Source organism: Spirosoma aureum (assembly GCF_011604685.1).
In the GTDB taxonomy this organism is placed as follows: domain Bacteria; phylum Bacteroidota; class Bacteroidia; order Cytophagales; family Spirosomataceae; genus Spirosoma; species Spirosoma aureum.
This window is the reverse complement of the sequence record NZ_CP050063.1, coordinates 2486404-2502840: the sequence shown is the minus strand read 5'-3', so window position 1 is coordinate 2502840 and position 16437 is coordinate 2486404. Positions and strand designations below refer to the sequence as shown.

Genomic DNA, 16437 nt, shown 5'->3' with positions numbered 1-16437 from the left:
TGGTAAAAAATATACTTTACTACAGTCTATTCACTACGCAAGCTTTTTACGGGATTGACCAGAGCTGCTTTGATACTCTGAAAACTGACCGTCAACAGAGCAATTACGGCCATCAACAGACCCGTCAGCGCAAACACCCACCACTGGATCTCAACTTTGAACTCAAAATTCTGAAGCCATTGACTCATGGCGTACCAGGCAATGGGAGAAGCAATGACAATGGCAATCAACACCAGTTTCAGGAAGTCTTTGGAGAGCAGTGTAACAATACCAGTAACCGAAGCGCCCAATACTTTCCGTACACCGATTTCTTTCGTTCGCTGTTCGGCCGTGAACGTAGCTAAGCCGAACAAACCCAGACAGGCAATCAACATGGCCAGAAATGTCGAGACCTCAATTAGTTCCGCTGTCCGGGTTTCAGACTGGTAAGCCTGCGCCAGTGATTCGTCCAGGAAACTGTAATCAAATACATGAGTTGGGAAGGTGGCTATCCATGCTTTTTTAATTTGCGACAAAGCAGCCTGTACGGTCTCGGCCGTAGGCTTTTCGGTTTGCAGCTTGATACCCGCCTGGTAAAAATTTTTGGGTACAACCTGAATTACCGTCGGATCTATTTTCTGATGCAACGAATTGACGTTAAAGTTTTTGGCAACGCCGATAATCGTTGCAAACTCTTCGCCGTCTCCATAATACACACGCTGTCCAATGGCATCCCTTGGCCGACTAATGCCCATCCGATTGATAAATACCTCATTAGCAATGAGTTTAAAGGAGGCTGAGGACGTATCTGTGTCTTTAAGTTTTTCGCCGGCCAACAATTGAATGCCATAGGTATCCAGGTAGTGGGAATCACCCATTTTCATCTGGGTTTTGATATCGGTGGCCTGGGCTCCTTTCCGATACTGCATGGCCTGCATCCAGTTACTTTCTGCCGATGCGCTATTGTAGGAAAAACTGACATCTTTAATCAGTGGTGATTCGATAAGCTGATTGCGTAGGGCCTGTAAATTTTCGAGTTTATTATCTGGTAGACCAACCGTGATGATGGCCGCTTTATTAAAACCCAGATCAGCATTCCGGAAAAAGGTAAGTTGCTGATTGATCAATAAGGCGCTGCTGATAAGAATCAATGACACAGTAAACTGAACGACCACTAATCCCTGCCGCAGGGAAAACCACTGTTTTCCGTATGCTAACCTATTGCTTTTCAACGCCCAGATCGGCGCCATACCCGATAGCCGAAACGCGGGATAGACCCCAGCCAATAAAGTTGTCAGGCCCGCCAGTACAAGCGCGAACAAAGCCGTTTGCCAGGTAAATAAATCAGGTGATTTCAACGGGACCGCCAGCGTATCAGCCATAGCAGGCAGCATAATCCAGGCCAACAGGATGGCTAACAGGACCGCAAAAAATGTGAGCAGACCAGCTTCGGTGAGAAACTGGTAAATCAGCGACCAGCGATTACTGCCAATGGCTTTCCGAATACCAACTTCTTTTGCCCGTTTGAATGCCTGAGCCGTACTTAAATTGATAAAGTTAAAACAGGCAATCAGTAGCACCAGCAAGCCAATGAACGACAGCGTCCTGAGTAAAGGTAGATTAGCTGATCGTCCGCCCAGGTTGCTGCCATAATGAATTTCGGACAACGGGCCCAGGAAAAAGCGTTTGTCGGCAAGGGCTTCCTTGCTCATGTATTTGACGATTATAGCCTGAAATCGTTTGGTCAGTTGGGCGGGATTGATGCCATTTTTCAGTAACACAAACACCTGAAAATTATCACTCCAGCCATTCCACTTATTCAAGTCAATATCGGGCTTGGCCGTTTTGATCGTAGGAAACGAAACCAGCAAATCGAATGGAAAACTGGTGGTTGCTGGATGGTCTTCCAGTACACCGGCCACCAGCAAATCCTGCTTGTTATCGAGCCGAATGGTTTTGCTGAGTACATCGGTGGTGCCAAAATACTTTTCGGCATAGGCGCGTGTCAGTACAACGGTATTCGGTTGCGACAGCGCCGTGCGGGGATCGCCCGCTACCCATTGATAATCAAGCAAATGAAATAACTTATTGTCGGCAAATATGAACGGTTCTTTGAACCGTTTGTCGGAGTTGGGTACTGCAAAGGTACTGCCCCAAACCTGAAGCAGGGGAACGACTAATTCCGCTTCGGGGAAGTCGGTACGCAGGGCATTGGCCATACCAGTATATGTACCCGGATAGCTGTGTTTTTCTTTAATATTTTCGCTTTCAACCCGATACACCCGGCTCCCGTTTACGTGGTTCTGGTCGTAGCTGGTCTCGTGTCTGACGGCTAAAAATATCAATACCGTACAGGCCATGCCTGTTGCCAGACCAGTGATGTTAATGAAGGAATAACCCTTGCTTTTGGCGAGGTTTCGAAAAGCGATTTTGACATAATTACGTATCATACCAGGACTTAGTAAAAAAGGTGAGGGGTAGTCTAACGATGATTTTGGCTTAGCCAGTGGCCGTATTAGTTTCAATGCATTCAGGGCATATCGCCAGCGCGCTTTTCGCTCGCCAACGGTCTGTACCCAGAAGTCGTAGAGTTCGAGCAAGTCGCCCTGAACCTCTTCCGAAGTGTTGGGGTCGGCCCACCAACTCAGGAGAGTAGATGCCCAACGGGGAGGGAGAGTTGGCTTCATGGTTTTTTACTCATTTTTTAATAAATATTACTCTGCCCTCAATGTTTTTGCCGGGTTGGTTTGGGCTGCTTTCCATGAAAAATATCCCACCACCCCTAACGCAATACCCAAGACAATTAATAGAAGAAAGGACATGGTTAAATAACTTATCCCATTATTAAAAACAAGATAACTATTCATGTACAAGGCGATGGCTATTCCGAGAGGAATGGCTATTGCAGTAGCAATGGCCAGCAGTTTAATAAAGTCAGCTGACATCAATTTTATCACTTCAGAGCCAGTGGCGCCCATTACTTTTCTTATACCGATTTCTTTCGTTCGTTTTTCTAAACTGTAAGTAAGTATACCGATGAGTCCTAATATGGCTATCACGAGAATCACAGTGCTTTCCATTCCCGCAAACTGCATGTCTTCATAAGGATAATAGCGTTCGTACATATCCGTATCCAGCCATAAAGCGTTCATTTCCAGGTAAGGATTGTGTTTCTTCCATACGTTTTTAATTGTGGCTTCGAGCGCTTTTCTATTGTTTACAGCGCTTGTTTTCAGGCACATAATTTTAAATAATGAAGGCTGGTACTGGAAAACTATGGGCTCTATTTTACGTTCATAATCATAATGGCAAAAATTTGAAACAACCCCTATAATGGTTGCGGAAAGAGTATCATTCACAAGAATGAGCTTTCCTATTGCGTCTTGTTCAGAACCAAGTTTAAGATTTTCTACTAACTTTTGGTTTACAACAATCATAGGTGATGGCGATTCTGAATTATTTTCAATCAGGTTTTTTCCCGCCATAATTTCCAGACCCATATTGTCAATAAAATTATGGTCTGTGGCATAATAAAACGCTGGCCTTGGGGCTTCATTTTTGCTATTTTTAATACTATAATAGATTGGTTTGTTACCAAAACTAAGGGAGGTATACCCTATTTTTTGGACGTCTTTAATGGTACTGATCTCAGCAGCAAACTGTTTATTTTGATTTCCTGCCAGGTTTATATTGAGTATATGATCACGTCGGTAATTTTCATTATCTGTGGCCATATAATTTGTTTGATAAAACGCATGCCCAGTAAAAAATATATATGTCAACGCTATCGTAAATTGACCGATTATTAATGATTTTCGTAAACCTATTTTACCAAAAGTCGTAGGCAAAATGCTTCCTTTTAACACGTTGACAGGTTGAAAGGAAGACAATATAAGACTTGGAGACGCACCAGCTACTAAACCCAGAATCAGGTTGAAAATGAAAAACAACAGAATAAGGTAGCCCAGATGATCAATATCCCAATTGAGCCATGAAACATGAACCTGCTTCTTTATAAACCATAATAAAAACAAACCAATACCCAGGGCTAAATAAGAAACTAATACCGATTCAGTTAAAAATTGAAGAATAAGCTGAGATTTTGTTGCACCCATTACTTTTCTTACACCTACTTCACGGCCTCGGTTCATGGATCGGGCAAGAGTAAGATTGATATAATTAAAAGCTGCCAGTAAAATGATAATTAATTGAAATCCAAAATTTATATAGATACTTCTGTAGTCCTGAATATAGGGGTCGTTCTTTAATATTTCCTTTGATGGTGAGATTTCTGCCAAGTATTGTGCTTTGAAACGCAGGGTTGTATTTACCGCCGGTCCAATTAATTTATTGACTTCTGCCGAAGTTTGGGATAACTGCTTATCAAGGTCGATGGAAGTCTTGCCCTTTGCTATTTTTATAAACGTGTGTGCATTCAGTGCTGACCAATTAATTGTTTTACTATTGAGACCCCGATAACCGATCATTGGTACGATTGCATCGGTTCTGAACTGAGTTTTTTTCTGATTAAATGGCTTTAAAACCCCAACAATTTTAAAAGCGCCATACTTTGGATTTTCAAGAATGTTACCAATCGGATTTGCATCTCTAAAGAACCATTGAGCAGTCTCGTAGGTGAGAACAATTGTATTAGGTTCAACGGGATAAGTTCCTTTTTCTAATGGAAAATTAAATAATTGAAAAAAAGATTCATCGGTATAAATAGCCTTTATGTTTTTTGTTTTTATTCCGTTGCTCAAAACCCAATCGAAATCTCTTATTATAGTCGCCGAATTATCTATACCCGCAAAATTTTCCTTGATATGTTTGGCTAATAGAACAGGGCTTGATGCCCAGTTTGTCAGTTCGCCATCTTTATTTTTTTCGTCAGTTATTATTCGTACTATCCGGTCGCTATCCCGGTGAGAATTATCGTATTCGTAATAATTCACAATTTGAATTAATGCCATCAATGCGGAAGGAATGGCAAGACTTAATCCTACTATATTAATTAGAGAAAAAAGTTTATATTTTAGCAGATTCCTCCACGCGATTTTAAAATAGTTACGTATCATGGTTGGGCTGTATAGATAGCTTGTTGGATAACCGTTTGTCTTTTTTCGTTTGGCGAATGGCCTTACTAACTTGAGCGCGCTGAACGTATAGCGCCAATTGGCTTTTCGCACCCCTACGGTCTGTACCCAGAAGTCGTAGAGTTCGAGCAGATCGCCTTCAACTTCTTCCGAAGTGTCGGGATTCCCGAAGGTCTTCAGAAGCCATGTGGCCCAGCGAGGTGATGGATTGGTAGCCATGTTCTATTTGAATAAAAACCAGTCTGCCGGTTCGGTCTTTATTCCGATCGTAATGATTTGACTGGATTCATCAGGGCCGCTTTGATACTCTGGAAACTCACCGTCAATAAAGCAATACCAATTGCAAGGAAACCCGCCAACACAAACACCCACCAGCTGATGGTAATTTTGTAGGCGAAATTCTGAAGCCATTGATTCATCACGTACCAGGCAATTGGAGAGGCCGTAACAATGGCGACCAGAACCAGCTTCAAAAAGTCTTTGGAGAGCAGGGTGGCAATGCTGTAAACCGATGCGCCGAGTACTTTCCGGACCCCAATTTCTTTGGTCCGCTGCTCGGTAGTGAAAGCGGCTAAACCAAATAAGCCAAGACAGGCAATGAAAATAGCCAGGAACGCGAAAACGGTAGCCAGCGTACCAACAACTGTTTCGCTTTTATAGAGCGTCGCAAAGTCGGAGTCGACAAACGAATAAGCAAATGGAAACTTCGGATTTAGTCTATGGCAAAGTTTCTCGACACTGGCTAATGCCTGTTCGGTTTGTCCAGGTTTGGTACGAATCAGAATATTGTCATGGTTCCAGGTTTCGGCTAACCGGATAATGAGTGGACGGATCGGATTGTGTAGTGAGTTGAAATGAAAATCCTCGATCAGCCCCACAATTGTTCCCGGTTTTTGTCCGAACGATAAGGGCTGTCCGATCGGGTCTTTATAACCAATTCGTTTGGCAGCAGCCTGGTTGATGAGGTAATTGCTCGAATCTGTGCCAAAACTGGGCGAGAAATCACGACCGCGAATGATGTTAACTTTCATCGTTTTAGCAAAATCGTAGCCAACCCAGGTATTGTTGAATTGAATAGCGGATGTAGGATCTTTGCCCACCCAGTTTACGCCGTCGGTCGTATTTCCGTTTTGCAGCGGGCTTGTCTGTATGTGTGAAACCGACTGAATACCTGGCTTCTGGAGGAGTTCCTGTTTAAAAAGCTGGAATTTTTGGGCTATTTCACCTTCGCCCTGAATCCTGATCAGATTTTCCCGATCGTAGCCAAGATTCTTCGTTTGGATATAGTGCAGTTGTCGATAAATAACGACGGTTCCGATGATCAGCAGCATCGATAAGACAAACTGAAATACGACCAACCCCCGTCGAAACAGTTGGGCCCCAGCACCCAAACGGAGCGTTCCTTTCAGCACGAGTACCGGCTTGAGCGACGACAAAAACAACGCTGGATAGCTTCCGGCCAAAGCCCCCGTAACCACCAGCAATACGGGAAGACCTATCCAGAGAAGAGGCTGGTTAAAGGGGAGTATAAGGTGCTTATCGGTTAGCTGATTAAATACGGGCAGAACCAGCGCTACCAACCCAATCGCCAGACCAAGCGCCAGCGTAGTCAGGAGCATGGCTTCGCCCATAAACTGCCCCATCAGCGATGCCCGTTTAGCCCCCACCACCTTACGAACACCCACTTCACGCGCTCGTTTGACCGAACGAGCCGTCGCCAGATTCATGAAGTTGATGCAGGCAATAAAAAGTAAAAACACGGCCACAATGACAAATAGCCGCACATATTCGATGCGTCCGCCATCGCGATGGCCGTTTTTGAAGTTAGAATACAGGTACGCTTCAGACTCGGGTTGCAGGAATAGCTGAATGTTAAAATTCGGACCAATGTCCTTATTCCTGCCCTTCAGAAACGTTTTGAGCTTGGCATCAACGACAGCCGGATTGGCATCTGGACGAAGTTGCAGGCGGGTTCCCGGCCCTGCATTTTCCCACTGGTCGAGCCAGGGCTCCCGCTTCAAGTACTTCTGCCAATTCAGCAAAAAATCATACTTATCGGGTGAACTGGCGGGTAAATTATCAAATACGGCCGTAACCTGATAGTCGTTCCAGCTGTCGAATCGAATGGATTTACCCAGAGCCGCCTGTGGGTTGCCAAAATAGATTTCAGCTATCTTTCTTGAAATGGCCAGGCTGTTGGGCGAGTTAAGTGCATTGGCATAGGTTCCGGCTACTAACGGAATACTGTACATCGTTAACCAGTCGGAACCAACAAAATGGCCAGTCTGCCTGGTAGCTTTCTCACCTACAGTCAGCACATGCTGTTCCGGGCTTGAAAAACCAGCCGCATAAACAACCTCTGGAAATTGCTTTTTGAGTTCATCAGCTAAAATTCCGGGAGTGTCCTCATCGGTAACGATTCGGCCGTCGGCAATCTCGTTCTCCATGATTCGGTACAGATCCGCGCTGTTTTCGTACTGAGTACCTATGCTCAATTCATCCTGAATCCACAGGAATATCAGCAGGCTGGAAGCCATACCCAAGGTCAGCCCTGAAATGTTGATGACGGAAAAAGCTTTGTTGCGAATCAGATTCCGCCAGGCGATTTTAAAATAATTCCGGATCATAGCAGGGCTCAAAAAAAAGGGTGAATCATAATCGGAAAATGGTCTTCTTTTGGCCAATGGCCGCAGTAATTTCAGCACACTCAGGCCATAGCGCCAGCGGGCACGTCGCTCACCGATTGTCTCAACCCAGTAGGTATAGAGTTCGAGCAGGTCGCCCTGTACTTCTTCTACTGTGTTGGGATCACCAAAGGAGTCCAGCAGTCTATTGGCCCAGCGGGGTGGTTTCATAATGGAAACGACTAATGGCTAATGTAAAAGAAAGATGAAGGGGCATTCATTGGCTTTCATATGGCATTATCCACTCCTATAGTCATTCCGATCGTAAGGATTGAACCGGATTCATCAAGGCTGCTTTAATGCTTTGAAAACTCACCGTCAGTAGCGCAATACCAATTGCCAGGAATGCCGCCAGAACGAACACCCACCAGTCAATATCAATCTTATAGGCAAAATCCTGAAGCCATCGACTCATGGCATACCAGGCTAGTGGCGTGGCAATAACAATGGCAACCAGAACCAGTTTCAGGAAATCTTTCGACAACAGGGCGACCACGCTGCCAACCGATGCGCCGAGTACTTTGCGAACGCCGATTTCTTTAGTCCGCTGCTGGGCCGTAAACATGGCCAGACCAAACAGACCCAAACAGGAGATAATGACGGTCAGGCTGGCGAAGATGCCAAACAATTGGCCAACCCGTTGTTCAGACTGGTAAATCCGGTTGAATCGTTCGTTTAAGAATGAATAAGCGAATGGGTTATCCGTCTGAGCTTTCCATTTCTGTTCCAGTGTTTTTAGTAACCCCGGCATGTCTGCGGTTCGGACTCGCAGGGCCATTTGATAATTATCGGCTCCATAAAACATAACCAGAGGGGCAATGTGCTGGTGCATCGACTCGAAATGGAAATTCTTCACAACCCCAACAATCGTATACAGCCGGCGACTTTCCGGGCTACCATTGCCTATTGTCCAGAGCCGTTTTCCAACCGGGGCTTTCCAGCCGAATCGTTTGGCAGCAGCTTCGTTAATCAGTATAGCGGAACTGTCGGAGGGAAAAGCTTTCGAGAAATTCCGCCCCTGAGCCAGGTTAATCCCTAATGTTGGCAGGTAATTTTCGTCGATGTAGTAGGTTTTCTCCCGGTAAATAGTTGCCTGGGCAGCCCCATTATCCGGCTGAAATCCATCGTTTCCGCTGTTCGATACGCCAGCAGGCAGGTACCCCGCCTGCGTTGCATTGATTACCTGCGATAATTTGGCCAGTTCAGATCTGAATGCCTTGCCTTTAGGCCCAAGCGAATAGGTATCATGCAGGATAAGAACCTGATCCTTATCGAATCCTACTTTTTTATTCTGAATAAAATAGAGCTGCCGATAAACGACCAGTGTTCCAATAATCATCCCAATAGAAACCACAAACTGACTGGTAACCAGTGCATTTCGTAGCCATCCGCTACGGAACCCGGCCCGCATCTGCCCTTTCAGTACACTCACTGGCTTAAATGCAGACAGGAAAAAGGCGGGGTAGCTACCTGCCAGCAGCCCAATCAACAGGCAAGTCAATACGATACCTGCCAGCATCCAGCCACTCGTTAAGACATTCAGTTCAAACTGTTTTCCTGCCAGTTGATTAAAGCTTGGCAGCACAACCACTACGATACTCAGGGCAACCACCAGGGCCATGAATGTAATCAGCACCGACTCGCTTAAAAATTGCCCGATCAATTGCTGTTGCACTGACCCCAATACCTTTCGAATACCCACTTCTTTCGCCCGTCCGGCCGATCCGGCAGTGGATAGGTTCATGAAGTTGATGCAGGCAACCAGCAGAATAAATACCGCGATAATCGAAAAGATATAAATGTATTTGACGTCACTGTTGGATTCAATTTCAGCCTCCAGGTCTGAGTGAAGGTGAATATCCGTAATGGGTTGAAATCCGAATCCGAACCGATCTCCTTTTCGGGTAAACTCGTCCAGACTAATGCCGAAAAGCGCCTGGATTTCAGAGCCAATGTGCTTCTTCACCAGGTCCGGCATTTTAGCCCTTAGGTCGTCAATCGAATAACCCGGACGAAGAACCACGTACGTATAGCAACCACTGCTCAGCCACGTATTACGAAGCTCAATCGAGCGCATTGACCCGAACATATCGTAGTGAAAGTGGGTATTTGTGGGAACGTCCTGACAAACACCTGTTACTCGACATAGCCCCCGTGTACCGAGCGTCAGCGTCTGGCCGATTGGGTCCTGCTCACCAAAATATTTTTTGGCAATTGTTTCTGTCAGGACGATAGTATTCGGTTCCGTTAATACCGTCTTTGGGTTGCCTTTCAGCAAGGGTATTGAGAAGACATCAAAAAAGTTGGAATCCGCAAAAACGACATGCTCTTCCTTAAAGCTATCATGGTTATGCTTTACGATAAACGTACCTTCCTGATCAAAGCGGGTAGCGGCTTCTACCCCGAAATAATCACGAACCAGCGCTGGTCCAACCGGAACGCTCACCGGAGCTGTATTAATCTCCTTTCCCCCAACCTGACCATGTATATTCACTCGAAAAATACGGTCGGCTTTGGCATGGTAGCGATCATAACTCAGTTCATCCAGAACAAACAGTACAATCAACAGGCATGTAGCCAGCCCAATAGCCAACCCAATAATGTTAATGGCAGTAAAGGCTTTGTGGAGCACAAGGTTCCGCCAGGCAATTTTCAAATAGTTTCGTAACATGGTAAGGCTCAAAAAAAAGATGGTCTGCGGTTCCCTGCCGGAATTTCCTGATTCCGAAAACGCGTTCGTTGACTTTGCAAATGGTCGTAACAACTTCAGTACGTTCAGTGTATATCGCCAACGGGCTTCGCGTTCACCCACGGTCTCTACCCAATAATCGAAGAGTTCGAGCAGATCGCCCTGCACTTCTTCGACCGTGTTGGGATCACCAAAGGCATCCAAAAGCCAGTTGGTCCAACGGGGTGGTTGAGGGTTGGTGTTCATGGATTTCTCTTCTAGAGACCTGTCCGCCGGTTTCTCTTTATTCGCTACGCAACGACTTCACTGGATTAATCAAGGCCGCTTTGATGCTTTGATAACTCACTGTCAGCAACGTAACCGCCAAAGCGCCCAAACCTGATACAGCAAAAATCCACCACGACATCTCGGTTCGGTACTCATATTTCTGAAGCCAGCTATGGAGAAAATAGTAGGCAATGGGTGTAGCAATACCAAATCCGATCAACACCAGAAAAACGAAGTCTTTCGACAGCATGCTCCACACATTTAAGACAGATGCTCCTAATACTTTGCGGACACCGATTTCTTTGGTACGTTGTTCGGCCACAAATGAAGCCAATCCGAAAAGACCCAGGCTGGAGATGAAAATGGCCAGAATGGCGAAGACCGATGCGAGCTTGCCAATACGTTCTTCAGCAGCAAATTTCAGGGCATATTGCTGGTCGATGAATCGGTAATCGAACGGGCTACCGGGATTGAATTTGCGAAAAACGGCTTCGATCCTGGCCAATGACTCGCTGGTACTTCGATTGGTGTTAAGCTTAATATTGATGACATTTGCCCATCCATAATTCAGCACATATACGGTCTGATAAACAGGCTCAAAGGGCGAGCCCATCAGCATATCCTTAATAACCCCGACCACTCGATATGGGGTATCATTCCATTTGATCTGCTTGCCTACAGGATCTTTTATACCCATATAACGGACGGCTGTTTCATTCAGAACCATCCCCGATGAATCACTCGGAAACTGCCGGGAAAAATCGCGGCCCTGCACAAATTGCCAGCCGACTGTTTTGCCAAAATCGTGCGTAACAGCAATAGTTCCAAAGTTGTCTTTGAAGTTAGGGTCTTTGCCTACCCAGTCGAAACCACTATTCTGCGAATTCAGATCGGTTGCGGGGGTCGATGAGGTCGACATATCTACAACGGCGCCGGTTCGTAGCAGGTCATCGCGAAGGGCATTGTAATGATCATGCAATTCCGGCGTATTCATCGCAACGGTAATCAGGCCACTTCGGTCATAGCCTACAGGCCGACTCTTGGCGTGCTCAATTTGCCGAAACACGATAATCGTTCCAATAATCAGCGTGACGGAAACCGTAAACTGCACCACGACCAATACCTGACGAGGAATCGACGCAAACCGGCCGACCCGAAAGGTTCCTTTTAGCACCTTGACCGCCTGGAATGACGATAGGTACAGGGCTGGATAGCTCCCTGCAATCAGGCCAGTCAATAAACTAAAACCGATACCGCAAAGCCAGAAAATAGGGTTCGTCCATAAAATACCGATCTGTTTATCAGCCACTTCGTTGAAAACAGGCAATATAAGTAGCGCCAATACGATTGACAGTACAAATGCGAAGGCAACCACGAGCAGCGATTCGCTAAAAAACTGGCTGATCAACTGACTCCGTACCGAACCGACCGCTTTCCGAATACCCACCTCCTTGGCTCGTTTTTCGGAGCGGGCCGTTGACAGATTCATGAAGTTGATGCAGGCCAGCAGTAACACAAACACGCCAATGATGCCGAAAAGCCAGACGTATTGAATCCGTCCATCCAGATTTCCCGATTTATCCCAGCCCGAGTAGAGATGCCATTTGCTCATGGGCTGGAGGTATACCTTTGGCTTGATAAACGCGGTTTCGGGATTATGTTTGAGCCGAATGTTTTTGATTTTGTCTGAAACCGCTTCAAACGATGCATTCGGCGCGATCTGAGCCAGCACCTGCCAGGAGAAATTCCCCCATTCGACATTGTCCTGAGCCCGTTTCACCCAAGATTCCGACGACACATACAGGTCCCACGGAGCAATAAATTTCATTTCTCTGAACTCGGTATTGTAGGGAAAATCTTCATAAACGCCCGTCACTTTCACGTCTAGCTTGTTGTCGATCTTCATGAGCTTACCCACCGGATCGGACGTACCGAACAGGGCCTGTGCGACCGATTCTGACAATAAAATCGACGAAGGATCTTTTAAACCGGCCCGCGTTCCGCTGAGCATCTTCAGCGTTAGCATATCAGGCGCATCAGCACTCAGATAATTACCGGTTTTGGTAAATTTTTTGTCGCCATACGACAGGATGTGATCGCGCGTCCAGGACGACATGATGACATGGGAAAAATCATCGGCATAAACCGTCCGTAGCTCCTGGCCCATAGGTGCTGGATTATATTCTCCATGAAATACCTCACCGTTGAACGTTCCGTTTTGCATGACCTTCGCAATACGGTCGTAATTCTGGAAGTACTTATCAAACGATAGTTCGTCATAAATCCATAGGCCAATGAGCATGGCAACGGTCATGCCCATGGCAAGCCCACCAATATTGATAAACGAGTATATCTTGTTCTTAACAAGGTTTCTCAGGGCAATTTTCAGATAATTTCGGATCATGGAAGGGCTCCCAAAAAAGGGAGGGGAATAGTCATCAGATTGTTTTCGGGTAGCCAATGGCCGCATTAATTTCAAAACACTCAAGCTATATCGCCAGCGAGCCTTACGCTCACCTATCGTCTCAGTCCAGTAATCGTAGAGTTCGAGCAGGTCGCCCTGCACTTCTTCCCGCGTATCGGGATGGCCGAATGTTTCCAGTAGCCAGTCGGCCCAACGGGGCGGGTTTTTCATAGGAATGGATCATTGATACTGTAAAATGGATGGTGTAAGGGATGCTGCTGATCGACAACCTGTTATACATTTTACACTATTCTTTTCGTTAGCCTCCCATCAGTTGAAGGGTTTGCGGAGGTAGCGAATCCCACAGTTGCTCACGAATCTGTTTGACCTCAGATAGTGCTTTTCGACCGGCTGCTGTTACCATAAAAAAGCGCTTCCGTCGGCCACCCCGCTCGGCAGTGGCACCGCCCATTCTAGAGGATAAAAAGCCTTTTTCCTCCAGACGTTGTAACGTCGTGTGAACAGTACTGAACCCAACCGCGCGGCCCGTTTTCTGCTCGATTTCCTGCGTAACCGTAACTCCATAGGCGCTTTCGTCCAGGATCGCTACGGTCAGCAGAACAACCTCTTCAAACTCTCCCAAGAAGGCTCTTTTCATGCCCTTATTATTTTATACGATAATGTCGATCAAATGCGGTGCCAAGAGTCAAATAGTGGCCTGATTTGAGCTAAAAGCACGTTTTTGCTAATTATGAAAAACCGAGTTGTCCGATTGTGGACATTTGCTGTACGTAAAACGGACAGAACTCCTCACGAATAATGCGCCTTACACTCCTCAAAAATTTGACCAGTTCAGTTTTTTTGAGGAGTGTAAAAATCTGAAAACGGGCGATGGGACCAGAAACGATCCTCTCCTTTCCAGACTCCGTGACTTATTCACTTCGCAGGCTCTTCACCGGATTCATCAGGGCGGCTTTGATACTCTGAAAACTAACCGTCAATTGAGCAATGCCCACGGCCAATAATCCCGCCAGCACAAATACCCACCACTCAATATCGATTCGATACGCAAAATCGGCCAGCCATTGGTGCATGGCGTACCAGGCCAGGGGCGATGCAATGAAGATGGAAATCAGGACGAGCTTCAGGAAGTCTTTGGAGAGTAACGCCACGATGCTGGTCACTGACGCCCCCAGCACTTTGCGAACGCCAATTTCTTTGGTCCGCTGTTCAGCCGTAAACATGGCCAGCCCAAATAACCCCAGACAGGCGATAAAAATGGCAATAATGGCAAAGTAATTAGCCAGCTTTCCAATGAGCGTCTCACTTTTATACTGCTCCCGGAAACTCTCGTCAGCAAAGCGATAGTCAAATGGATAGGCGGGGTTGAACTGCTTCGCCAGCCGCTCCATACTCTTGAGCGCCTGTTCGGTCTGGCCGGGATGGGTGCGGACCAGCAGCGTATAATTCGTTGAATCCAGCCGAATAATCAGCGGTTCGATGGCAACGCGTAATGAATTTACGTGAAAATTTTTCATCAAACCGATAATCTTACCTGACTTACTCCAGAATTTCAAATCCTGCCCAACTGGATTTTTCATACCCATCCGGCGGGCTGCCTCTTCATTGACGAGGTAGTTGGTACTATCGGTCACGAAGGCTTTCGAAAAGTCACGTCCGGCCAATAGCTTGATTTTCATTGTCTTTATGAAATCATAACTAACGGCCATATTTGTAAACAGGGTTTTATCGCCTTCGGGTTTTCCTTTCCATTCCACTCCAATAGTTGAGCTACCAATTTCCATCGGATCATTGCCCGATGATGATACTGACTGAATACCGGGTGCCTGCAATAACTCTTCACGGAATGAATCGAATCGTTTCGACAAATCGCCTTCAAGTGTCATATAAACCACATTCTCGCGGTCGAGTCCCAGGTTTTTCGTGCGGATGTAATCCACTTGCCGACCAGCGATCAAGGTTCCTATAATCAATAGCAACGAAAGTGAAAATTGAAACACGACCAGTCCCTGCCGAAATAAAACGGCTCCGGCATTGAACCGCAGCGTTCCTTTCAAAACCCTCACTGGCTGAAGCGACGACAGAAACAAAGCCGGATAACTTCCTGATACAAGGCCGGTTATCACTGCCAGTCCGAGTAGCCTTAACCAGTAAAACGGATTCGTATATTGAATGGAAATGTGTTTCTCCGTCAACGTATTGAACACCGGCAGTAGCAACGGCACCAAAATCATGGCAATCAGCAGCGAGAGTAAAGACATCAGCACCGCTTCGCCGACAAACTGCCCAACGAGGTAAGACCGCTCTGCTCCTACTACCTTCCGAATCCCAACTTCTTTCGCTCGTTTGGCCGACCGGGCCGTGGCTAAATTCATGAAGTTGATACAGGCAATGATCAACAGAAAAATAGCAACGATCGTGAATAGCCGCACGTATTCAATGCGACCACCGTCGGGCTTTCCGTTTGTAAATTTTGAGTGTAAATAAGCCTCTTCATAGGGAAACATGAATGTCGTGATGGTTGTCACATTTTTGTCGTGCTTCCGAACCATGTTCAAAATCTTGGCATTAACGACATTTACGTCGGCATTCTGGTGCAATAGTGCGTATGTCCGAATGCCGTTATTTTCCCACTTTGTCAGCCACTCGTTCTCTTTCTCATAGGGTGCTTCGGGCAGCACAAAGTCAAATTTCAGCGACGACGTTTCAGGAATATCCTGCACAATACCCGTTACCTGATGATCGTCTTTGTTATTTACCCGAACGGTCCGGCCAACAACGTCGGTCCGACCGAAGAGTTTCATCGCTACTTTTTCAGAGATAACAATGGACGATGGCCCAACAATGGCTGTCTTCGGGTTGCCCTGAACGAAGGGGAAGGAGAAAATCTGGAATAAATCCGGGCTGGCATAGCGTCCTTTCTCTTTGTAGGCTTTATCGCCTACGCTCAGCAACTGTTCTTCCTGCCAGGTAATCTTGACGCTTTTTTCTACTTCCGGCACTTCGGCCGTCAAGGCCAGTGCCAACGGGCCGGGTGTCGAGGGTGTGGTACTGATATCATTGCCCGTCCATTGTTGATTTTCCATCACCTGATAGATGCGCGGACCATTGGCGTGAAACTGGTCGATACTCCGCTCATCCTGCACCCAAAGAAGAATTAGCAAACTACTGGTCATGCCCAGCGCCAGACCCAATACATTGATAAAGGAAAAGGTTTTACTCTTGGCAATGTTGCGCCAGGCGATTTTGACGTAGTTCCGGAACATAGTTTCCTGTCTTTTGAGGAGCGATCGTCCTAAA

Annotated in this window: 7 protein-coding genes; all 7 read right to left on the bottom strand. The window is 46.3% G+C overall.

The genetic code is table 11. From position 1 onward, the window contains the following. Positions 1–26 precede the first annotated feature (26 nt). Entirely contained in the window at positions 27–2666 is a 2640-nt protein-coding gene (locus G8759_RS09875) for an FtsX-like permease family protein (RefSeq protein ID WP_167207465.1), read from the bottom strand. A gap of 27 nt (positions 2667–2693) precedes the next feature. Beyond that, positions 2694–5291 carry an FtsX-like permease family protein gene (locus G8759_RS09870; RefSeq protein WP_167207463.1) on the bottom strand — a complete coding sequence of 866 codons (2598 nt, stop codon included), beginning with the start codon at positions 5289–5291 and terminating at the stop codon, positions 2694–2696. Positions 5292–5329: 38 nt separating this feature from the next. Next, the gene (locus G8759_RS09865) at positions 5330–7927 is read right to left on the bottom strand and encodes an ABC transporter permease (RefSeq protein WP_232074196.1); all 2598 of its coding nucleotides are present in this window, start codon (positions 7925–7927) and stop codon (positions 5330–5332) included. Between the two features lie 82 nt (positions 7928–8009). After that, entirely contained in the window at positions 8010–10691 is a 2682-nt protein-coding gene (locus G8759_RS09860; RefSeq protein ID WP_232074195.1) for an ABC transporter permease, read from the bottom strand. Positions 10692–10728: 37 nt separating this feature from the next. Continuing rightward, positions 10729–13347 (bottom strand): ABC transporter permease, encoded by a 2619-nt coding sequence (locus G8759_RS09855; protein ID WP_197933116.1) that lies wholly within the window; start codon positions 13345–13347, stop codon positions 10729–10731. 88 nt (positions 13348–13435) lie between these two features. Further along, a complete protein-coding gene (locus G8759_RS09850) occupies positions 13436–13774 on the bottom strand; it encodes a PadR family transcriptional regulator (RefSeq protein ID WP_167207461.1) in 339 nt (112 codons plus the stop codon). A gap of 274 nt (positions 13775–14048) precedes the next feature. After that, on the bottom strand, positions 14049–16403 hold the full coding sequence (locus tag G8759_RS09845) for an ABC transporter permease (protein WP_167207459.1): 2355 nt from the start codon (positions 16401–16403) through the stop codon (positions 14049–14051). Positions 16404–16437 lie beyond the last annotated feature (34 nt).

What these genes read in the sequence shown, in the direction of transcription:
- G8759_RS09870 (WP_167207463.1), bottom strand. Translation starts at nt 5,291, where the DNA reads ATGGCTACCAATCCATCACCTCGCTGGGCCACATGGCTTCTGAAGACC.
- G8759_RS09855 (WP_197933116.1), bottom strand. Translation starts at nt 13,347, where the DNA reads ATGAAAAACCCGCCCCGTTGGGCCGACTGGCTACTGGAAACATTCGGC.
- G8759_RS09860 (WP_232074195.1), bottom strand. Translation starts at nt 10,691, where the DNA reads ATGAACACCAACCCTCAACCACCCCGTTGGACCAACTGGCTTTTGGAT.
- G8759_RS09845 (WP_167207459.1), bottom strand. Translation starts at nt 16,403, where the DNA reads ATGTTCCGGAACTACGTCAAAATCGCCTGGCGCAACATTGCCAAGAGT.
- G8759_RS09850 (WP_167207461.1), bottom strand. Translation starts at nt 13,774, where the DNA reads ATGAAAAGAGCCTTCTTGGGAGAGTTTGAAGAGGTTGTTCTGCTGACC.
- G8759_RS09865 (WP_232074196.1), bottom strand. Translation starts at nt 7,927, where the DNA reads ATGAAACCACCCCGCTGGGCCAATAGACTGCTGGACTCCTTTGGTGAT.
- G8759_RS09875 (WP_167207465.1), bottom strand. Translation starts at nt 2,666, where the DNA reads ATGAAGCCAACTCTCCCTCCCCGTTGGGCATCTACTCTCCTGAGTTGG.